General features: G+C 72.6%; 18 protein-coding genes. 13 read left to right on the top strand and 5 right to left on the bottom strand.

What is annotated here, in order from left to right; all coding sequences use genetic code 11:
* Nucleotides 1-53 precede the first annotated feature (53 nt).
* The 5 genes from A6A27_RS24100 (at nucleotide 54) to A6A27_RS24080 (ending at nucleotide 8,255) form a co-directional block, all read left to right on the top strand.
* A complete protein-coding gene (locus tag A6A27_RS24100) occupies nucleotides 54-1,421 on the top strand; it encodes an acetyl-CoA carboxylase biotin carboxylase subunit (protein ID WP_073836925.1) in 1,368 nt (455 codons plus the stop codon).
* A 145-nt stretch (nucleotides 1,422-1,566) separates the two neighbouring features.
* Nucleotides 1,567-2,487, top strand: a complete 921-nt coding sequence (locus A6A27_RS24095; protein ID WP_073836924.1) for a hydroxymethylglutaryl-CoA lyase — start codon at nucleotides 1,567-1,569, stop codon at nucleotides 2,485-2,487.
* Between the two features lie 216 nt (nucleotides 2,488-2,703).
* On the top strand, nucleotides 2,704-4,236 hold the full coding sequence (locus tag A6A27_RS24090) for an acyl-CoA carboxylase subunit beta (protein ID WP_073837113.1): 1,533 nt from the start codon (nucleotides 2,704-2,706) through the stop codon (nucleotides 4,234-4,236).
* A gap of 95 nt (nucleotides 4,237-4,331) precedes the next feature.
* The gene (locus A6A27_RS24085; protein ID WP_073836923.1) at nucleotides 4,332-5,480 is read left to right on the top strand and encodes an acyl-CoA dehydrogenase family protein; all 1,149 of its coding nucleotides are present in this window, start codon (nucleotides 4,332-4,334) and stop codon (nucleotides 5,478-5,480) included.
* Between the two features lie 183 nt (nucleotides 5,481-5,663).
* A complete protein-coding gene (locus A6A27_RS24080; protein WP_073836922.1) occupies nucleotides 5,664-8,255 on the top strand; it encodes an ATP-binding protein in 2,592 nt (863 codons plus the stop codon).
* Between the two features lie 245 nt (nucleotides 8,256-8,500).
* Here A6A27_RS24080 and A6A27_RS24075 read toward each other — a convergent pair whose 3' ends face one another.
* Nucleotides 8,501-8,998, bottom strand: coding sequence for a MarR family winged helix-turn-helix transcriptional regulator (locus A6A27_RS24075; RefSeq protein WP_073836921.1), 498 nt, complete (start codon nucleotides 8,996-8,998; stop codon nucleotides 8,501-8,503).
* Nucleotides 8,999-9,098: 100 nt separating this feature from the next.
* Here A6A27_RS24075 and A6A27_RS24070 point away from each other — a divergent pair, with 100 nt between their 5' ends.
* Entirely contained in the window at nucleotides 9,099-9,680 is a 582-nt protein-coding gene (locus tag A6A27_RS24070; protein ID WP_073836920.1) for a YceI family protein, read from the top strand.
* 249 nt (nucleotides 9,681-9,929) lie between these two features.
* Nucleotides 9,930-11,408 carry a glutamate--cysteine ligase gene (locus A6A27_RS24065; protein ID WP_073836919.1) on the top strand — a complete coding sequence of 493 codons (1,479 nt, stop codon included), beginning with the start codon at nucleotides 9,930-9,932 and terminating at the stop codon, nucleotides 11,406-11,408.
* Between the two features lie 94 nt (nucleotides 11,409-11,502).
* Here A6A27_RS24065 and A6A27_RS24060 read toward each other — a convergent pair whose 3' ends face one another.
* Nucleotides 11,503-12,774 carry a hypothetical protein gene (locus A6A27_RS24060; protein WP_073836918.1) on the bottom strand — a complete coding sequence of 424 codons (1,272 nt, stop codon included), beginning with the start codon at nucleotides 12,772-12,774 and terminating at the stop codon, nucleotides 11,503-11,505.
* 114 nt (nucleotides 12,775-12,888) lie between these two features.
* Between A6A27_RS24060 and A6A27_RS24055 the strand changes: the two genes are divergently transcribed.
* A complete protein-coding gene (locus tag A6A27_RS24055; RefSeq protein WP_073837112.1) occupies nucleotides 12,889-13,578 on the top strand; it encodes a PASTA domain-containing protein in 690 nt (229 codons plus the stop codon).
* 101 nt (nucleotides 13,579-13,679) lie between these two features.
* Nucleotides 13,680-14,366, top strand: coding sequence for a PASTA domain-containing protein (locus A6A27_RS24050; RefSeq protein WP_073836917.1), 687 nt, complete (start codon nucleotides 13,680-13,682; stop codon nucleotides 14,364-14,366).
* A gap of 3 nt (nucleotides 14,367-14,369) precedes the next feature.
* Here A6A27_RS24050 and A6A27_RS24045 read toward each other — a convergent pair whose 3' ends face one another.
* Together A6A27_RS24045 and A6A27_RS24040 are read right to left on the bottom strand one after the other, a co-directional pair.
* Nucleotides 14,370-14,813, bottom strand: coding sequence for a hypothetical protein (locus A6A27_RS24045; RefSeq protein WP_143194135.1), 444 nt, complete (start codon nucleotides 14,811-14,813; stop codon nucleotides 14,370-14,372).
* Between the two features lie 100 nt (nucleotides 14,814-14,913).
* Nucleotides 14,914-15,198: a hypothetical protein gene (locus tag A6A27_RS24040; protein ID WP_073836916.1), complete on the bottom strand. Its 285-nt coding sequence runs from the start codon at nucleotides 15,196-15,198 to the stop codon at nucleotides 14,914-14,916.
* Between the two features lie 710 nt (nucleotides 15,199-15,908).
* Here A6A27_RS24040 and A6A27_RS24035 point away from each other — a divergent pair.
* From A6A27_RS24035 to A6A27_RS24025, 3 genes are all read left to right on the top strand, one after another.
* Entirely contained in the window at nucleotides 15,909-16,790 is an 882-nt protein-coding gene (locus A6A27_RS24035) for a helix-turn-helix domain-containing protein (protein WP_073836915.1), read from the top strand.
* Entirely contained in the window at nucleotides 16,760-16,981 is a 222-nt protein-coding gene (locus A6A27_RS24030; protein ID WP_073836914.1) for a DUF397 domain-containing protein, read from the top strand. Before A6A27_RS24035 ends, A6A27_RS24030 begins: the two co-directional genes overlap by 31 nt.
* Before the next feature lie 156 nt (nucleotides 16,982-17,137).
* Nucleotides 17,138-17,539, top strand: a complete 402-nt coding sequence (locus A6A27_RS24025) for a hypothetical protein (RefSeq protein WP_073836913.1) — start codon at nucleotides 17,138-17,140, stop codon at nucleotides 17,537-17,539.
* Here the strand turns inward: A6A27_RS24025 and A6A27_RS24020 are convergent.
* A complete protein-coding gene (locus A6A27_RS24020; RefSeq protein ID WP_073836912.1) occupies nucleotides 17,507-18,133 on the bottom strand; it encodes a hypothetical protein in 627 nt (208 codons plus the stop codon). The two genes, A6A27_RS24025 and A6A27_RS24020, sit on opposite strands and share 33 nt — an antisense overlap.
* Nucleotides 18,134-18,347: 214 nt before the next feature.
* Between A6A27_RS24020 and A6A27_RS24015 the strand changes: the two genes are divergently transcribed.
* On the top strand, nucleotides 18,348-20,333 hold the full coding sequence (locus tag A6A27_RS24015; protein ID WP_083672808.1) for a S8 family peptidase: 1,986 nt from the start codon (nucleotides 18,348-18,350) through the stop codon (nucleotides 20,331-20,333).
* Nucleotides 20,334-20,357 lie beyond the last annotated feature (24 nt).

Genomic DNA, 20,357 nt, shown 5'->3' with positions numbered 1-20,357 from the left:
CGGAGGGCGTGGTTGGCTGACAGCGTCCCCACCCCTGGACGCTGGAGGAGAGCATGATCGAGTCGCTGCTGGTCGCCAATCGGGGCGAGATCGCCCGCCGGATCATCCGTACCGCCAAGCGGCTCGGGATCCGTGCGATCGCGGTGCACTCGGAGGCGGACGCCGGCCTGCCGTTCGTGACCGAGGCGGACGAGGCGGTCTGCGTCGGCCCGGCCAACCCGGCGCAGAGCTACCGGAACGTCGAGGCGATCCTCGCCGCGGCCAAGTCGACCGGCGCCCAGGCGATCCATCCCGGCTACGGCTTCCTGTCCGAGAACGCGGACTTCGCCCGTACCGTCGAGGCCAGCGGCCTGATCTGGGTCGGACCCGGCGCGGACGCGATCACCGCGATGGGCGACAAGATCAATGCGCGGAACCTGATGGCGGCGGCCGGGGTGCCGGTCGCGCCCGGCACCACCGACCCGGCGGCCGACCTGGCCGCGGCGGTGGCCGCCGCCGCTGAGATCGGCTACCCGGTGATGGTCAAGGCCGCGGCCGGCGGAGGCGGCATGGGCATGGGCGTGGCCACCGACGAGGCCGCGCTGCGCACGGAGTACGACAAGGTCCGCTCGTTCGCCGAGCGGATGTTCGGTGACGGCTCGGTGCTGATCGAGCGCTACTTCCCCCGGGTACGCCACGTCGAGGTGCAGATCCTCGGCCTGGCCGACGGCCGGGTGGTGGCCCTCGGCGAGCGCGAGTGCTCGGTGCAGCGGCGCAACCAGAAGCTGGTCGAGGAGTCCCCGTCCCCGGCGGTCTCCGCCGAGTTGCGCGAGCGGTTCCTGGCCGCCGCCGTGCGGGCCGGCGAGGCGGTCGGCTACCGCAACGCCGGCACGGTGGAGTGCCTGTTGGTCCCGCGCCAGCGGGACTTCGATGGTGACGGCTCCGGCTCCGAGGAATTTTTCTTCCTGGAGATGAACACGCGGCTGCAGGTCGAGCACCCGGTGACCGAGTACGTCTACGGCGTCGACCTGGTCGAGGAGCAGCTGCGGGTGGCCGCCGGCCTGGCCCCGACCTTCGACCCGGACGCGCTCGCGCCGCGCGGGCACGCCATCGAGCTGCGGATCAACGCGGAGGACCCGAAACGCTTCCTTCCCGGCCCGGGCGCGATCACCACCTGGAACGAGCCGGCCGGCGAGGGTGTCCGGGTCGACTCCGGCTACGTCGCCGGCAACACCGTCACCCCGTTCTACGACAGCCTGATGGCCAAGCTGATCGTCAGCGGGGCGACGCGCGAGGAGGCCGTCGAGCGGGCCAGGGCGGCGGTGTCCCAGTTCGAGATCGCCGGCCCGAAGAACAACCTGCCCTTCTTCGCCGAGCTGCTGGAGAACCCGGAGTTCCTCTCCGGCGACTACGACACCGGCATCGTCTCCCGCATGCGCTGATCCCGGTGCTTCTCGTTGACCAAGGAGTTTGCGTCAGCCCGGGTCGGATTTTGACGCTAACTCCTTGATCAACCCCGGCTGACGGCTGGGGTGACATGCTGGAGGGCACCCATCACGTAAGACCGTCACAGTGAGGTGACCCCTTATGGCGGAACTGCCGGACTTCGTCTCCATCCGGGAGGTCGGGCCCCGGGACGGACTCCAGAACGAGGAGCCCATCCCCACCGACCCCAAGGTACGGCTGCTCGACGCGCTGTCGCGTACCGGAGTGCAACGGATCGAGGCCGTCTCCTTCGTGCATCCCAAGGCGATCCCACAGATGGCCGACGTCGACGAGGTGTGGCAGCGGGCCACCAAGGTCGACGGGGTGCGCTACTCCGCCCTGGTGCCGAACACGCGGGGCGCCCAGCGGGCCCTGGCCGCCGGCTTCACCGAGATCGAGGTGGTGGTCTCGGCCAGCGACACGCACAACCGGCGCAACGTCAACCGCTCCACGGAGGAGTCCCTCGACGACATCGCCGAGCTGATCGACCTGCTGCACGGCGCGGGCGCGCGGGCCGAGGTGATCATCGCGACCAGCTTCGGCTGCCCGTACGAGGGGGACGTCGACGCCCAGCGGGTCGCCGGCATCGTCGACCGCGTCGTCCGCGACGGCGCCGATCGGGTGGCCTTCGGCGACACCACCGGCATGGGTACGCCCCGGCGGGTCCGCGAGCTGATCACCGCGGTACGTGACCGCAACGCCCACATCCCCGTGCTGCTGCACTTCCACAACACCCGGGGCACCGCGCTGGCGAACCTGCTGACCGCGATGGAGTTGGGCGTCACCGAGTTCGACGCCAGCGTGGGCGGCCTCGGTGGCTGCCCGTACGCCCCGGGGGCCAGCGGCAACCTGGCCACCGAGGAGGCCGTGCACATGCTGCACGACATGGGCATCGACACCGGGATCGACCTGGCCGCCCTGATCGAGGCCGCCGAGTTGGCCGAGGAACTGGTCGGCAAGAAGCTCCCCTCCGGCGTCCTCCGCGCCGGCCCCCGCACCCGCCTGACCCCCCTCCCCGCCTGAGCAACGCGTTGATCAAGGAGTTTGCGCCTGGATCCGGGCCCGGACAGACGCAAACTCCTTGATCAACCATGCCGGCGCAGTGCGGTCGGCCGGCTGCCGGCGGGGCGGGTGGCTGCCGTGGGCTGGGTCGCCGGAGCTGGTCAGCGTGCGCTACCCTAACGATCGTTCAGGTCGGTCGACGCGCCCAACGAGGCGCGGGTGGGCGAGGGAGTCGGCGTGACGCTCGACGGTGAGGCTCTGGAGCAGCTGCGCAAGCGCGCCAAGGCCGGCGGTGCGGACAAGTACCACGCGGCGAACGCCGCCAAGGGCAAGCTCTTCGCCCGGGAGCGGGTCGCGCTCCTGGTCGACGAGGGCTCCTTCGTCGAGGACGGCCTCTACGCCAACGCGCTGGCCGAGGGGCTGCCCGCCGACGGCGTCGTCACCGGCACCGCCACCATCGACGGCCGCCAGGTCTGCCTGATGGCGAACGACTCCACGGTCAAGGCCGGCAGCTGGGGCGCGCGTACCGTCGAGAAGATCATCCGGACCATCGAGCGGGCGTACAACACCGGCGTGCCGATGGTGTATCTGGTCGACTCGGCCGGGGCCCGGATCACCGACCAGGTCGAACTCTTCCCCGGCCGGCGCGGTGCCGGGAAGATCTTCTGGAACCAGGTCCGAGCCTCCGGCTCGATCCCGCAGGTCTGCGCCCTCTTCGGGCCGAGCGCGGCGGGCGGGGCGTACATCCCGGCGTTCTGTGACGTGGTGGCCATGGTGGACGGCAACGCCAGCATGTACCTCGGCTCCGACCGGATGGTCGAGATGGTCACCGGCGAGAAGACCACGCTGGAGGCGATGGGCGGGGCCAAGGTGCACTGCGCCGAGTCCGGCGTCGGGCACTTCCTCTGCAAGACCGAGGCCGAGGCGCTCGACGTGGTCCGCCGCTACCTGTCCTACCTGCCGGCCAACTGGACGCAGCAGCCGCCCACGGCGCCCGCGGTGGAAGCCTCCGAGAAGGCCGACCTGGCCGCGCTGGTCCCAGCCAGCGAGCGGCAGGCGTTCGACATGCGCCGGTACGTCAAGGGCGTGCTCGACGAGGGCAGCTTCTTCGAGATCCAGGCGCTCTGGGCCAAGGAGCTGACCATCGGCTTCGGCCGGCTGGACGGCGAGGTCGTCGGCGTGGTCGGCAACAACTCGATGTTCAAGGGCGGCGTGCTCTTCGTCGACTCGGCCGACAAGGCGACCCGGTTCGTGCAGCTCTGCGACGCGTTCAACGTGCCGCTGCTGTTCCTCTCCGACGTGCCCGGGTTCATGGTCGGCAGCGCCGTGGAGAAGCAGGGCATCATCCGGCACGGCGCCAAGATGATCACCGCGATCAGTGAGGCGACCGTACCCAAGATCTGCGTGGTGGTCCGGAAGGCGTACGGCGCCGGGCTCTACGCGATGGCCGGCCCCGGCTTCGAGCCGGACGCGACGATCGCGCTGCCCACCGCCAAGATCGCGGTGATGGGCGCGGAGGCCGCAGTCAACGCGGTCTACGCCAACAAGATCGCCGCGATCGAGGACGAGGCCGAGCGGGCCGCCTTCGTCAGCGCGAAGCGCGAGGAGTACGAGCGGGACATCGACATCGTCCGGCTCGCCAGCGAGCTGGTCGTGGACGCCATCGTCGAGCCGCACGAGTTGCGCGCCGAGCTAGTCCGCCGGTTCGCCGCCGCGCGCGGCAAGGACCGGCACTTCTCGAAGCGCCGCCACGGCGTCACCCCGGTCTGACACCCGCGCCGGGTGCGGTCACCTCCGCACGTGGCCCCGCACGACCCGTCCCGGCGTCACGAGCGCCCGGCGGCCCATCCACACAGGAGGATCAGATGGACTTCCGCCTCAGCGAGGAACAAGAGGCGCTGCGGGAGAGCGTGCGGGACTTCGCCCGCGAGGTGGTGGCGCCGGCCATCGCGGAGCACTACGAGCAGCACACCTTCCCGTACGAGATCGTCCGGCAGATGGGCAAGATGGGCCTGTTCGGCCTGCCGTTCCCGGAGGAGCACGGCGGCATGGGCGGCGACTACTTCGCGCTCTGCCTCGCCCTGGAGGAGTTGGCCCGGGTCGACTCCAGCGTGGCGATCACCCTGGAGGCGGCCGTCTCCCTCGGCGCGATGCCGATCTACCGGTTCGGTACGGACGAGCAGCAGGCGCGGTGGCTGCCGAAGCTGCTCAGCGGCGAGGCGCTCGCCGGCTTCGGGCTGACCGAGCCGGGCACCGGATCGGACGCCGGCGGCACCCAGACGCGGGCGGTGCTGGACGGCGACGAGTGGGTGATCAACGGCTCGAAGGCGTTCATCACCAACTCGGGCACCGACATCACCTCGCTGGTCACGGTCACCGCAGTCACCGGGACGAAGCCGGACGGCTCGAAGGAACTGTCCAGCATCATCGTCCCGTCGGGTACGCCCGGCTTCACCGTCGCCCCCGCCTACTCCAAGGTCGGCTGGACCGCCTCGGACACCCATGAATTGACCTTCGACGACTGCCGGGTCCCGGCAGCCAACCTGCTCGGCCAGCGCGGCCGGGGCTTCGCCCAGTTCCTGCGTACCCTCGACGAGGGCCGGATCGCCATCGCCGCGCTCGCCGTCGGCCTCGCACAGGGCTGCGTCGACGAGTCGATCAAGTACGCGAAGGAGCGCCACGCCTTCGGCCAGCCGATCGGCAACTACCAGGCGATCCAGTTCAAGATCGCGGACATGGAGCTGAAGGCGCACACCGCCCGGCTGGCGTACTACGACGCGGCCGCCCGGATGCTCGCCGGCGAGCCGTTCAAGCGCCAGGCCGCGATCGCCAAGCTGCACGCCAGCACCATCGCGGTGGACAACGCCCGCGAGGCCACCCAGATCCACGGCGGCTACGGCTTCATGAACGAGTATCCGGTGGCCCGCTTCTGGCGGGACGCCAAGATCCTGGAGATCGGCGAGGGCACCAGCGAGGTGCAGCGCATGGTCATCGCCCGCGACCTGGGCATCTGACGGCGGGCCGGCCCCGGCTTGCTGGCTTCGCACGCTCCGCGAAAGCGTGGTCCTTCCGCCTCGGATGACCACGCTTTCCGGTGAAGCTGCGCGCTCGGCCGGCTGTCGGATATCGGCACCCGACGGTCGGTTGGGCGACGATCTGGTGTGGCGGGTCGTACCCCGTCCGTAGTCTTCGTCCCCATGACCCCGGATCATGATCGCTCGCCGGGCACGGGTGGTCGTACCGGCCTGTCCGATCTGCTGCGCGGGCACCGGCTCGCCGCCGGCCTCACCCAGGCCGAGCTGGCCACGCGGGCCGGCGTCGGAGTGCGGACGGTCCGTGATCTGGAGCGGGGCCGGTCCGCGCGGCCCCAGCGCACCACCGTCGACCTGCTCGCCGGCGCGCTCGGCCTGACCGGCACCCGCCGGCAGGCGTTCCTCGCCGCGGCCCGGCCGGCCCCGCCCGCCGCGCCGCATCCGGCCGCACGGCACCTCCCGCTTACCGGCTCCGGCATCACCGGAAGCGGTACGCCGGTCGCGCTGCCGCAGCCGGTGCCGCTGATCGGCCGGGACCGGGACGTCGTCGAGGTGGCCGCCCTGCTCGCCGCCGACCATCCGGTGGTGAGCCTGGTCGGCCTGGCCGGCGTCGGCAAGACCGCGCTCGCCCTCACCGTCGCGTACGCCGTGGCCGCCGACCACACGGCCGGCGTGGCCGGTGTGCTGGTCGGCGAGGGCTCCGACGCGACCGACGTGCTGGCCGCCTCGGTCGCGGTGCTCGGCGTGAACCGGCCGGCCGACCTCCCCGGGCGGCTCGCCGGCCGGCCGGCGCTGCTGCTCGTGGACGCGGTCGAACGGGCACCCGGGCCGGTGGCCGAGGCGCTGCGGACGATGGTCGCCGCGGCACCCGGGCTGCGGGTGCTGGTGACCGGCCGGCGTCCGGTCGGCCTCCCGGGCGAGCTGGTCCGGCCGGTCGCGCCGCTCGACGTCCCGCCGGCCGGGGCGCTGCTGGCGGACCCGGCGGCGCTGGCCCGCTGGCCGGCGGCGGCGCTGCTCAGCGCCCGGCTCGCCCAGGCGCGCCGCGAACCGCCCACTCCGGCCGAGCTGCCGGCGATCGCCGCGCTGGTCCGGCGGCTCGGCGGTCTCCCGCTCGCCATCGAGCTGATGGCCGCGCGTGGCCGGATCCTCGACGTCACCGAGCTGCTCGACCGGTACGGCGACCGCGTCCTCGACCTCGCCACCAGCGGCCCTGCGGGCTGGGGGCCGGTCGACCGCGCCACCGGCACGGTGACCCTGCGCGAGGCGGTGGCGACCAGCTACCACCTGCTCGCGTCGGCCGACCGGGCGGCGCTGCGCCGGCTCTCCGCCTTCCGCAACCGGTGGTCGGTGGAGCTGGCCGAGGACCTGCTGGCCGACGGCGGACCGCGGGCGGACGCCGTCCCGCTGCTGGACCGGCTGCTCGAACTCGGCCTGCTCAGCGTCCGGGGCACCGGCCCGTTCCGGTTCCGCCTGCTGGACGCGGTACGCGACTTCGCCGCCGAGCAGGCCGCGGCCGAGGGCGAGCTGGCCCGAATCCGGCGCCGGCACGCGCTCGTCGTCACCGGGCTGGTGGTCCGCAACGCACCGGACCTGCTCGGCGTGGAGCCCTCCGCCGCCGTGCACCTGCTGGACGAGGCGACCAGCGACGTCACCGTCGCCCTGGCGCACGCCGCCGACGACGATCCGGTGACCGCGCTGCGACTGGCGGCGGCCCTGCCCCGGTGGTGGCGGCTGCGCGGGCGGGACGTCTCCGGGCGGCGGTGGCTGCGCCGGTTGCTGGACGACCCGCGTACCGCCGACGCCGACCCGGTGCTGCGGGCCTGGGCGCTGATCGGCTCGGCCCGGCTGGCCGCCGAGCACGGCGCGGGCGCGGAGGAGGTGCCGGCGGCACGGACCGCGTTGGCCGCCTTTCGCGAGGCCGGTGAGGTGACCGGGGAGCTGTGGAGCCGCTTGCTGCTCGGCATGCTGCTGCCCGTGGCGGGCGCACACGACGAGGCCCGGGAGCAGGCCGAGGCGGTGCTGGAGCTGGCCACCCGGCACGGCCGGGTACGCGAGACGGCGTTCGCCCAGACGTGCCTGACCTGGCACGACGTACGCGTGGGCGACCTGGCCGGGGCGCGCCGCCGGCTGGCTGCCGTGGACCGGCTGGCCGCGCAGGCCGGTGAGCAGCGGCTGCGGCTGCTGGCCCGGGCCAACCTCGCCGAGGTATCCCGCCTGGAGGGCCGGTACGCCGACGCCGTGGAGCAGGGGCGGCGGGTGGCGGCGGCGCTGACCGAGCTGGGCGACCCGGGGCGGCGCCGCCGGGTGCTCGGCACGGTCGGGCTGGCGCTAGCCCAGGCGGGACGCGGAGACGAGGCGTTGGCGGTGCTCGCCGAACTGCGGCCCGCGGTTCCGGTGCCGGCGCAGCGGCGGCCGTCCGGTGCCGGGCACCCGGACCGGGCCGGTGTCGCGGCGGAGCACATTCGGCCGGAGGATGCCGTCTGCGCGCTGATCGAGGGCCAGCTCGCGCTGCACCGGGGTGACCGTGAGCTGGCGGCGGAATGGTTCGCCGCGGCGGCCGAGGCGGCCGCTCCCGGCCAGCGCCGGCGGGACGTGATCGAGGCACTGGTGGGGCTGGCGGCGAGCACGGCCGACGTGACCGTACTGGACCGGCTCGACCAGGCTCGCCGAGCCAACGGGATCAGCCTGCTGCCCCCGGAAGAGGACCTGCTGTACGCGTTGGTGGCCGGCCGGGACCGCGGCACCCGCCGGCGTTGACCGACGGTCGACCGCTGGGGTTGCGCCGCCGGGTTGCTCGCACGGGAGGGCGCGGGGGTGGCGCGAGCGAAGTAGCCCCCTGGTGTTGCCCCTCGCTCATCCGCTCGCGCCGGCACCCCCCGGTGCGCCCCCGCTGCATCGGAACCCTATCCGTGACACGTGGGGGATTTGTGGCCGCTTGAGGGGTATGTTCGGTCGCTTAGCCGGTTCTGCCGGTCTTTCTGCCGGTGATCGCCCGGGCCGGCTCAGCAGCCGGCCGGAGCGGGTGCGGGCTCGCTGCTCCCAGCGGTCGCCCCCGGGTGGACCGCGTCGCGCACCCGGCGCAGCCCGTCCAGGAGGGCCTCCAGCTTTACCGGTTCGAGCTGGCCGGTGAACCACTGCTCGATGATCTGCAGGTGCCCGGGCAGGGTCTCGTCCAGCCGGGCCAGGCCGGCGGCGGTGACCACCGCGTACGAACTGCGCCGGTCGGAGGGGCAGGCCCGGCGGCGGATCAGGCCGTCGCGCTCCATCCGGTCGACCACCCGGGTCACGCCGCTGGTGGACAGGGAGGTCTGGGCCGCGAGGTCGGTCATCCGGAGCTGGTTGCTGGGTGAGCGGGCGAGTCGGGTGAGCACCTCGAACTCGACCGGGGAGAGGCCGTGCTCCTCGAACTGGGCGGCGAACCGGGCCGACAGCCCGGCGTGCGCCTCGACGAGGAGGCCGACGGCGGTGATCCGGGGATCGTCGAACACGTTCTGGTCCACGCCACCATCCTAGCAGTACTTGACATAGGGAATGTTGTCGTGCCTATAGTTGCTTAGTCAGTCGTTGGACTACTCAACAATCTCCCTGGAGGACAGCACCATGACCAGCAGCACCGAAGCGGTTACCCGCGACTGGGAGGGTCTCACCATCCCGGCTGCCGGCACCTACCTGCTGGACGCGGCTCACAAGCGGGTCGGCTTCGTCGCCCGCCACATGATGGTGAGCAAGGTACGCGGTGAGTTCGGCGACGCGACCGCCACGATCACCGTGGCCGAGGACCCGACGCAGTCCGCGGTGACCGCCACCATTCAGGCGGCCAGCATCGACACCACGCAGGCCGACCGGGACGCGCACCTGCGCAGCGGCGACTTCCTCGATGTCGAGAAGTTCCCGACCCTGGAGTTCCGCAGCACCGGCGTGAAGTCGCAGAACGGCAACGAGTTCGTGCTCTCCGGCGAGCTGACCATCCGCGATGTCACCCGCCCGGTGGAGCTGGAGGTCGAGTTCGAGGGCGTCGGCCGCAGCCCCTTCGGCCAGGACATCTTCGGCTTCTCCGCCAGCACTGAGATCGACCGCGAGGACTTCGGTCTCACCTGGAACGTCGCCCTGGAGACCGGCGGCGTGCTGGTCGGCAAGAAGATCAAGATCGAGATCGAGGGCGAGGCCGTTCGCCAGGCCTGATCTCCCCGTACGACCCCACGGGCCCGTGCCGTCATCCGACGGCACGGGCCCGTTCGTCGTCGGCCGAAGAGGTGCGATTTGTCACGTCCCGTTCACAGGTTGCCGGCGATGCGGCGGGGTGTGACCTGGGTAGGAGTCTTGACCTGGACCCCGCCCCTGGCTCCGTCGGCCGGGGCGCACTTAACGTGAATGGTTCACAATGCGTTTCGGGACGGTACGGTTCCGTTGCGCCTCGCGCCGGGAGGACAAATGGGCAGAGACGTCGAGCAGGGCGCCTTCTCCCGGGAGGACCGGGTCCGCTACCGGCAGAAGGTCCGGCGGTGCCTGGACGTCTTCGCGCTGATGCTGGACGACTTCGGCTTCGACGCCGACCGGCCGATGACCGGGCTGGAGATCGAGCTCAACCTGGTCGACTCCGCCGCCGAGCCGGCGATGCGCAACGAGAAGATCCTCGCCGACATCGCCGACCCGCTCTTCCAGACCGAGCTGGGCCAGTTCAACCTTGAGCTGAACGCCCCGCCGCGGCTCATCGAGGGCACCGGCTTCGGCGACTACGAGCGGGACCTGCGCAACAGCCTGGCCCGCGCCGACGAGCGGGCCAGCCGGTCGGACGCCAAGATAGTTCTGGTCGGCATCCTGCCCACGCTCACCGAGCGGCACCTGATCGCCGACAACCTCTCCACCGACGAGCGCTACCGGGCGCTCAACGACCAGATCGTGGGCGCGCGGGGCGAGGACTTCGAGCTGGACATCCACGGTGTCGAGCGGCTGCAGACGCACAATGACTCGATCGCCCCCGAAGCGGCCTGCACCAGCCTTCAGTTCCACCTCCAGGTCGCGCCGGACAGCTTCGCCGACTACTGGAACGCGTCCCAGGCCATCGCCGGCCCACAGACCGCGGTCGGCGCGAACTCGCCGTTCCTCTACGGCCGGCAGCTCTGGGCGGAGACCCGGATCGCCCTCTTCCAGCAGGCCACCGACACCCGGCCCGACGAGCTCAAGGCTCAGGGCGTACGCCCCCGGGTGTGGTTCGGGGAACGCTGGATCACCTCGATCTTCGACCTGTTCGAGGAGAACGTCCGCTACTTCCCGCCGCTGCTGCCCATCTGCGAAAGCGAGGACCCGGTCGAGGTGCTGCACGCCGGCGGGGTGCCCAGACTGGGCGAGCTGCGGCTGCACAACGGCACGGTCTACCGGTGGAACCGGCCGGTCTACGACATCATGGACGGCCGTCCCCACCTACGGGTGGAGAACCGCGTACTCCCGGCCGGGCCGACCGTGGTGGACATGCTCGCCAACGCTGCCTTCTACTTCGGACTCGCCCGCAGCCTCGCCGAGGCCGACCGTCCCATCTGGAGCCAGCTCACCTTCAGTTCGGCCGAGGAGAACTTCCACGCCGCCGCGCGGCGGGGGATGGACGCCGTCCTGCACTGGCCCCGGCTCGGCGAGGTGCCGGTGACCAAGCTCGTGCTCGACGTCCTGCTGCCCAAGGCGGCGCAGGGCTTGGACCGGTTCGGCGTCGCCCCGGTCGAGCGCGACCGCCTCCTCGGCGTGATCGAGCAGCGCTGCCGTACCGGGCGTAACGGTGCCGCCTGGCAGACGGAGACGGTGTGGGCGGCCGAGCGGCGCCGGGGCATGGACCGGGAGGCGGCGCTGCGCCACATGCTCCAGCGCTACGCCGAACTCCAGCGCAGCAACGAGCCCGTACACACCTGGCCGGTCGACTGACACCCCCGGCGCGGGCCCGCGTCCCGGGTCTGTCGAACGCGGGCCGGTACCCGGCCCGGCCGGCGGCGGGCCGGCCAGCAGGTCGCGGTGAGAATCAGCGGCTGCGGCGGCGGGACTTGGCCGCGGCGGTCAGCGAGGCGCCCTCCGCGCTGCCGTTCGTGACCTCGCCCGTCGCGGGGCCGTCTCCGGCGTCCATGCGGGCGGCCCCCGGCTCGCTCCCTCCGGCGGGCGCCGGCGTCCGCTGCGGCGGGACCGCCCGGCCACGGCGGGTCGCGCCGGGAGCCGGCGCCGAGGTGGCGTCCTCCGGTGGCCCGGCCGGCTGCCCGTCCCCGGGCGTCGCCTCGGCGGATCCCGTCACGTCGGCGGGGACCACCGGGACGGCCGGGCCCGCCTCGACGGCCGAGCCCGCCTCGACGGCCGGCGGGGCGAGGTCGCCCGGCTCACCGGTGCGCTGCCGGGGCACGATCGCCGCGGAGCGCGCGTCGGCCCGGCGGTCGGCCCGCTGGGCCAGCGCGGCCACCAGGGCCGAACCCCCGACTCCCGCGATCACGGCGTACGGGGCGATCAGGTGGGCGGACATCTGCTCGGCGGCGATCGCCGCGAGCCTCGGCACGGCCAGCAGGTACACCAGCGCCACCAGGAGCGGTCCGGCCGCCCCGGAAGCTGCCGCGCCGACCCGCTGCTCCGCCACCTGGGCGGTACGTCGGGCCGCCAGCGCGCCGATCACCAGGGCGGAGCCCAGCGCGAGCAGGGCACCGGGCCAGTAGAAGTAGTCCCGGATCCAGAAGCGTTCGCTGTCCGCGCTGATCTGCCAGATGCCGAGCTGGGCGGTGCCCAGGCCGCGGCCGGACAGCACCCCGTCCAGCACCGACACCACGGCGAGCAGCCAGAGCCAGCTCGTGGTGGCGACGAGGTTGGCGGCAGCGGCCCGGGTGTGCAACGCCCAGGTCGCGAGCAGCAGGCCGAGCAGCAGCCCGGCGAGGGCGTACCCGGCGGCGACGGCCTGCGGCGACGAGGTGTCCGGCACCCGGGCCGCCCGGGCCGGTATCGCGACCAGCAGCACGGTGATCAGCGCGCCGACCGCGGCGGCGAGGGCCAGGCCGAACTTCCGCGGCGTCCCGTCCGGCTCCTCGTCGGCCGTCCCGCGCAGCCGGTGCGCGCAGACCGCCCCGGCGATCACCGAGGTGGCGGAGATCCAGGTGGCCCAGGCGAGGCTCGCCACCCAGGCCGCCTCGACCCGGCCGGTCGCGGCCGGCGCCCAGTTGATGATGCCGAGCCCGTAGCCGAAGCCCAGCTGAGCCGCCCCGGTACCGGCGGCGACGCCGAGCGCGGTGGCGGTCGATCCTCCCCAGCCCCGTCTGGCCATGTCGGGGAGCGTAGCGTCCCAAGGTCGACGCGGCGAGTCGTGACGGAGCTCGATCTGCCGTAGGCGGGCTTGGCGACGCCGGATACGGTCGCCGTGATTGAGGCGGTGGAGGCGATGACGGACGACGGGTACCCGGGTCGGCAGCCCGGGGTGGCCGGCGACCCCGGACCGGACCGGACGAGGTTGTTCCTCGGTGGTGGCCTGGCGGTGGTCCTGCTGGCGGTGATCGGGGCGAGCGGCGGATGGATCCTCGCCGGGGACGCCGATCCGCCCCCTCCACCGGTCACGGCCGGCACCAGCGCACCCGCGCCGAGCGACCGTACGCCGACCGAGGCCACGCCCAGCAAGCCCGAGCGGAGCCCGACCGGCACCCGCACCACCACCCCGTCCGGACTGACCGTCCCCGATCTGGTGGGCACCGACTTCGTGCAGGCCCGGCGGGAACTGCACGACCGGAAGCTCGGCTGGCGGCTGGTCTTCGGCACCGGCTCCGGCCGCAACGTCGAGCGCACCAGCCCCGCGCCCGGTACGCCGGTCCGGCGCGGCGTCACCGTCACCCTCTGGGTCGCCGGTCCGCCGCCGCCGGTGCCCGTGCCCGACCTGATCGCCCAGGACTGCGGCGACGCGGCGAACGACCTGGTCGCGGCGGGACTGTATCCGCAGTACCGCACCGGTCGCCGGGGCCCGGTCACCGCCCAGGACCCGGCCGCCGGCAGCTCGGCCCGGTGGAACGATCAGGTCGCCCTCACCTGCGGCGACGACCCGTCGGCGGGGCCGACCGTCACCCCGCCCCCGGCACCGTGACGGCCGGCTCGCCGCGCTGATCCCGGCCGATGGTGCGGCCGACCGTTACCGTGGACGATCGAGGGCCAGGGCGCCCGTCCCGGTGGGGAAAGGACGTGCCGATGAGCGACGACCGCCAGGAGCCACCCGCCGGGAACGACGACGCCACCCGTCCCCTGCCGCCGGATCGGAGCGGTGGCGCGGACGCGACCGCCCGGCAGGAGCCGGTCGCCGCCGCGCCGGCCTGGTCCGGCCGGGCCGGGGTGCCCCCGCCGCGCCCCGCCGGCTACCCCGAGCTCGGCACCGAGTGGTACGCCGAGGAGCAGTCCGGGCGCCGCTGGTGGATGCCGATCCTGCTCGGCATCCTGGCGCTGGTGCTGATCGCGCTGATCGGGTTGGGTGTCTGGCTGGCGCTCACCGCGGCGGAGCGGAACTCCGGGCCGCCTCCCGTACCCTCGGCCACATCGAGCAGCGCGCCGGAGACCAGCGCGGCACCGACCACCACCGCGCCGAGCACGTCGCCACCGACCACTCCGCCCACCACCGCTCCCGCCCGGGTGCCGGTGCCGCCGCTGGTCGGGCTGCCGGAGGACGCCGCCCGGGCGGCCCTCGACCGGCTGAAAGTGGACTACCGCGTGGTGCGCCGGACGTCGGACCGGCCCGCCGGCACAGTGATCGAGACCGACCCGGCCGCCGGTGAGCTGGTCTCCGAGGACGATCAGGTTACGGTCGTGGTGGCGAGGGCCGGCGCGCCGACCACGGCCGCCGCGACCCCGACACCCGGCCCGACGGCCACCCCCACGCCCTGAGCGTCACCACTGCCGGCGTCTGGTGCAGATCAGGCCCAGGCCGGCCAGTGAGATGCCGAGGCCCAGCAGCCCCGAGTAGAACAGCGACCGGCTGAGGTCTCTCGCGTTCCGCATGCCGTCCGCGCCGGCCAGTACGCCCTCGCCGCCGCCCCCCGCCCGATCCGGGGTGGTCGGCGCACCGGCGCCGGTCCCCGAGGCGCCGGCCCGGGGCGTACCGGCCCAGCCCGGCTCCGCCTCCGGGTCGGCGGGCGGTGCGCTGCCCTCCCCGATCACCGTGATCTCCGGAGCCGGTTGCGGCTCGGTCAACTGGTCGGTGGAGGAGAAGGCGGGGTGGCGGACCACGAGCGCGAGTACGGTCGCGGCGCCGAGGAGCGTCAGGAGTCCGAAGGTGAAGCCGATACGGGACCGGTGGTGCCGCCGCGCGGCGGGCAGATTGACCATGACCATCCCAGGTTCAGGGTCCGGGACGCGCGGGGTGGAGACTTCGCCGGGGTGGGCGTACCGATTCTATGGCGGCGGCAGCTGCCGCGACCCGGCAATCGGGAGGTCAGCCGACCCGGACCGGAGTCCGGACGACCGGCCGTCGGGTCCGTACGGTGTGGGGACGTGGCGTCGGCGCGGCCTGGAGCTGCCGCAGCCCCGCCTGCTGTACGAAGATCGACCTTCGGTTGACCGCGTCCCCCGCCGCGTTCAACTCGTAGCCGTCGAGCCAGAGCCAACCGTCGTAGGTCGGCCAGTCGAGCACCCGGATCACCCGGAACATGATCGGTCGGAGGAACTGGACACTCGCCGCGCGAGTCACCTGCAGTACGTCACCGGAGCGGGGAAGCACATGGGCTCCTGGGAGGATCGGCCGGCGGGGAGCCGGCGGGGAAGCTGATCTGGGGGACAAGTCCGGCCCGGTGACGGGGTCCTGCCGCGTGGGCCGGCTGATCAGGTGGTGGTGTTGGTCGGGTCGTACCCGCGGTCACGGGCCGACGCCCGACCATCACCCGGCTGCTTCCGGTTACCGCTCCCACCGCCGCAGCCAAGCTGGCGTGCAGCGGCGGGGTCTTCATCCCGGGGCAGGTCGCGAGGCGCGGGACGGCTCCCCTCCCGCCGTCCCACCCCTCGTGGGATCACCACGCCGGGAGATCATGCGAAGACGGTGAGTAACCCGTGCCATATCGACAGAGTGCACCAGTGGCGTGCTTCATGCAAGTTGCACGTCGAGTTTTGCCGATACGCGAGCAGGACACGTGAACGGGACGCTTGAAGCGCGGGCCATCCAAACGGCACACTGGACGCCGGTTTCGCCCGTCGCGGCCGGTCGACGACCGGCATCACCCCCCTGCCGCGAACGACCGCCCGCCGTACGACGGCCGCGCCTCAGGCGGGTGTCGCACCGGGCGCGATCGACCGGAGGTGGTCGGGTGAGCGAGCGGATCGAGCGAGCCGTGACGCTCGGCGGCGCGGTGCGTCGCGACGCCGCGGAGTGGACCGAGGCGGCAGCGTGAGCACGAGCAGGCAGCATCCCCGTCCAGCGGGCCGCGGAGCGGCGTCGTGAGCGAGCGGCGCAGCCCGACCATCCGGCGTCGACGGCTGGGGGCGGAACTCCGCCGCCAGCGGGAGGCCGCCGGCATCACCATCGAGGTGGTCGCCGAGCAGTTGGAGTGTTCGGCCTCCAAGATCTCCCGGATCGAGACCGGCCACACCACGGCCACGCCCCGCGACGTGCGGGACATGCTCCGCATCTACGGGGTGGTCGGTGCCGAGAGCGACGAGCTGGTGCAGATCGCTCGCGAGGCGCGGCAGAAAGGGTGGTGGCACCCGTACAGCACGGTGCTGGTCGGGGCGTACGTGGGGCTGGAGGCGGCGGCCAGCTCGATCCGGGCGTATGAGCAGCAGGTCGTGCCGGGCCTGCTGGAGACCGAGGAGTACGCCTCGGCGATGATTCGGGCCGCCCGGCCCGACTTCACCGCCGAGGAGGTCGCACAACGTGTCCGTGTCCGCCTCGGTCGTCAGTCGTTGCTGACTCAGGACGATCCGGTCGATCTGTGGGTGGTGCTCGATGAGGCGGTGCTGAGCCGGCCGGTCGGCGGCGACGCGGTGATGCGTGGCCAACTGACCCGGCTGGTGGAGGTGGCCGAACTGCCGAACGTGACGTTGCAGGTCCTGCCCTTCGAGGCGGGCGCACACGCCGGCATGGACGGGACCTTCACGATCCTCAGCTTCCCCGAACCGAGTGATCCCGATGTCGTGTACGCGGAGAACGCCACGGGCGGGCTCTTCCTGGAGAAGAGCGACGAACTGCAGAAGTACAGCTTCATCTTCGATCACATCCGAGCAGCTGCCATTCGCCCGGAGGAATCCATCGCACACATCGCAAAACTGGCAGAGGAGCCACTGTGGAAATGGCGACCAAGGAGTTCCCCGTGGACCTGACGCAGGCGACCTGGTTCAAGAGCTCCAAGAGCGGGCCGAATTGTGACAACTGCGTGGAGGTCGCGTACGTGACCGGAGCGGTCGGCGTCCGGGACTCGAAGGACAAGAGGGGCCCCGCCCTGGTCTTCGCCCCGGGCGACTGGCACGCCTTCGTCGCCGGCGCCAGGAACGGTGTGTTCGTCCGGGACTGATCCGGCGACCGGACCGCGTGCATGGTCCCGCCCGGCAGCGTCGCCGGGCGGGACCATTCCGTGTTCCCGGCCGGCCCGCTCCGGCCACCCGTCGCCAGCTCCGTTCCGCCTCGTTGAACCGCACGGATCGGCAACCGAACGAGGCAGGCGAGACGGATGACGACGATCGGTTCAGAGAACCTCACCAACGGCCCCGGCAAGCCGGAGCGGTTCGGTGGCAAGTACCGCGGGGCGCGTCGGGACACCGTCCTCACCGAGGTGGTCTCCACCGACACCGAGATCGGGGGCCGGGAAGGCGACGCCCCGGAGCAGAGCTCCCCGCCGCTCTCCCTGCCGTCGCTGGATCCGAACCCGCTCACCGAACCGTCGTTCCCGCCGGCCGGCTGGCCGTTGGAGCCGGCCGAGTCCCTGGCGGACCATCCGCTGCTGCGCGGCCTGCTGATGGAACTGCCCCCGCGGGGCAGCGTGCCGCCGCCCGGTTGGCTGGACCGCTGGTTCGAGGCGACCCGGGCGATCCTCGAACTGCTATACGTGCAGGGGGCCAGCCGCTCGCGCTGACCTCGGGGCCGCCGGCGGCTGCGCCGGCATCGTGGCCAGCGGCTGCGCCCGCTCGGCGAGCCGGTTGTGTCGCAACGCGTGGCGTACCCCGATCGCGAGGACGCCGAGCACGCCGACGGTGATCGCCGGGCCGGCCACGGCGGGGGTCGCGAGCAGGTCGACGCCCGCGGCCGAGACCACGGCCGAGACGACGGCGAGCGCGGTCACCTGAAGCGGAAGCCCGATCAGCGGGTGCGCCGCGGCGGCGCGCAGCCCGTGCGGGGCCGGGGTGTCCGGTGCGGCGGTGAAGGCACCCGCGCCGGCCCGTAGCCGCCGTACCCGCCGGACCGTGCAGACCGCGACGACCAGCGCCGGGGCCGCGGCGAGGGTGAGGGCGCCGGCGGCGCGGTCGATTGGCGTCGTCCCGGCGCTCTGCAGGCCCAGGATCAGCACCGTCGCCGTCAGCACCAGGCCGGCCAGGGTCAGCCCGGACAACCATCCGGTACGTCGGCGCAGGGCGCGGGCGCGGTCCAGCCGGGGCAGTCCGTCCGCGACGACCCCGGCGGCCAGCCAGACGGCGGCGACGGGGAGCAGCACGGCGAGATGGTCGTCCATGTCTCTCAGCCTTGCCCAGTTCGGCCGGCATCGAATCGGGGCACGACCCCGGTTGGCCCCGTACCTCGTCCCGTAGGGGCCATCCCATCAGCGTTATTGAGAATTCGACATCTTCACATTGGCGACTCCTCGATCTAGCCTCTTCTCGATCGGTCGACGTCGATCTGCCTGTCCCCGGCGGGCCGACCTGCGCCGGTCGGAGGGAGGTAGGGAGATGGGTCTCCCACACAGGTCCGTACTCGTCGGCGTAACCGCCTTGGCAATGATCACGGTGGCCACCCCCGCACTGGCCGCCGAACCCAGCGGAGTGATCCGGAACGCTGGCGGTGCCACCGCAGTGGCCGACAGCTACCTCGTCGTTCTCAAGGACAGCGTCGTCGCGGCCACGGGCGTCGGCGACACCGCGCAGCGGCTGACCGCCCGGCACGGCGGCAGCGTCGCGCGGACCTGGACGGCCGCGCTGCGCGGCTTCGAGATCCGGGTCGGTGCACCGGCCGCCGCGCGGATCGCTGCCGATTCGGCCGTGGCGTACGTGGAACAGAATCACGTCATCTCGATCGCCGGCACCCAGACCAACCCGCCGTCCTGGGGCCTGGACCGGATCGACCAGCGGAACCTGCCGCTGAACAGCTCATACACCTACCCGAACACGGCCACCAACGTCCGGGCGTACATCATCGACACCGGCATCCGGACCACGCACAGCGACTTCGGCGGCCGGGCCAGCTGGGGCACCAACACCGTCGACAGCAACAACACCGACTGCAACGGCCACGGCACCCACGTCGCGGGCACCGTCGGCGGTTCGTCGTACGGGGTGGCCAAGGGCGTGCAGCTGATCGCGGTCAAGGTGCTCAACTGCGCCGGCAGCGGCACTACCGCCGGGGTCGTCTCCGGTGTCAACTGGGTGACTCAGAACGCGGTCAAGCCCGCGGTGGCCAACATGAGCCTCGGCGGCGGTGTGGACACGACCCTCGACACGGCGGTGCGCAACTCGATCAACGCCGGCATCACCTACGGCCTGGCGGCCGGCAACGACAACGGTGCGAACGCCTGCAACACCTCGCCGGCGCGGGTCACCGAGGCGATCACGGTCGGCTCGACGACCAGTACCGACGCCCGCTCGTCGTTCTCCAACATCGGCACCTGCCTGGACATCTTCGCGCCGGGCTCGTCGATCACCTCCGCCTGGAACACCAGCGACACCGCCAGCAACACGATCAGCGGTACGTCGATGGCGACCCCGCACGTGGTCGGCGCGGCGGCGCTGGTGGCCAGCGCCAACCCGTCCTGGACGCCCCAGCAGGTCCGCGACTACCTGGTGAACAACGCCACCAGTGGCGTGGTGACCAACCCGGGGACCGGCTCACCCAACAAGCTGCTCTACGTGGTCAACGGCACGCCGACCAACGACTTCTCCGTCTCGGTGTCGCCGACGTCCGGCTCCACCGCACCGGGCGGCTCGTTGACGGCCACCGTCAGCACCGCCACCACCAGCGGCTCGGCCCAGTCGGTCAGCCTCTCCGCGAGCGGCCTGCCGACCGGCGCCAGCGCCTCGTTCAACCCGGCCACGGTGACCTCCGGCGGCTCCTCCACCCTCACCATCACCACGTCGACCAGCACCCCGGCCGGCAGCTACCCGGTGACGATCAGCGGTACGGCCGCGTCGGGCACGAAAACGGCGACCTACACGCTCACCGTGGGCAGCGGTGGTGGCTGCACGGGTGCCGGGCAGAAGCTGGGCAACCCCGGCTTCGAGTCGGGTAACACGGTCTGGGCGGCCTCGTCCGGCGTCATCGGCCAGTACGGCGCCAGTGGCCAGCCGACCCACGGCGGGACCTGGAACGCGTGGCTGGACGGTTACGGCACCACACACACCGACACGCTGTCGCAGGCGGTGAGCCTGCCGGCCGGCTGCTCGTCGTACAACTTCAGCTTCTGGCTGCACATCGACAGCGCCGAGTCGACCACCACCACGGCGTACGACACGCTGCGGGTGCAGGTGCTCAACTCGTCCGGGACGGTGCTGGCGACCCTGGCGACCTACTCGAACCTGAACAAGGCCACCGGGTACAGCCAGAAGTCGTTCTCCCTGGCCGCGTACGCCGGGCAGACTGTCACGCTGAAGTTCACCGGCAGCGAGGACATCTCCCTGCAGACGTCCTTCGTGATCGACGACACCGCGGTCAACGTCTCCTGAGCCAACCTTCCCACCGGCGTCCGG

Origin of the sequence: Micromonospora sp. CB01531 (assembly GCF_001905095.1) — a bacterium.
Taxonomy (GTDB): Bacteria; Actinomycetota; Actinomycetes; order Mycobacteriales; family Micromonosporaceae; genus Micromonospora.
The sequence above is the reverse complement of the archived record's forward strand: the minus strand, read 5'-3'. Positions and strand labels throughout refer to the sequence as shown.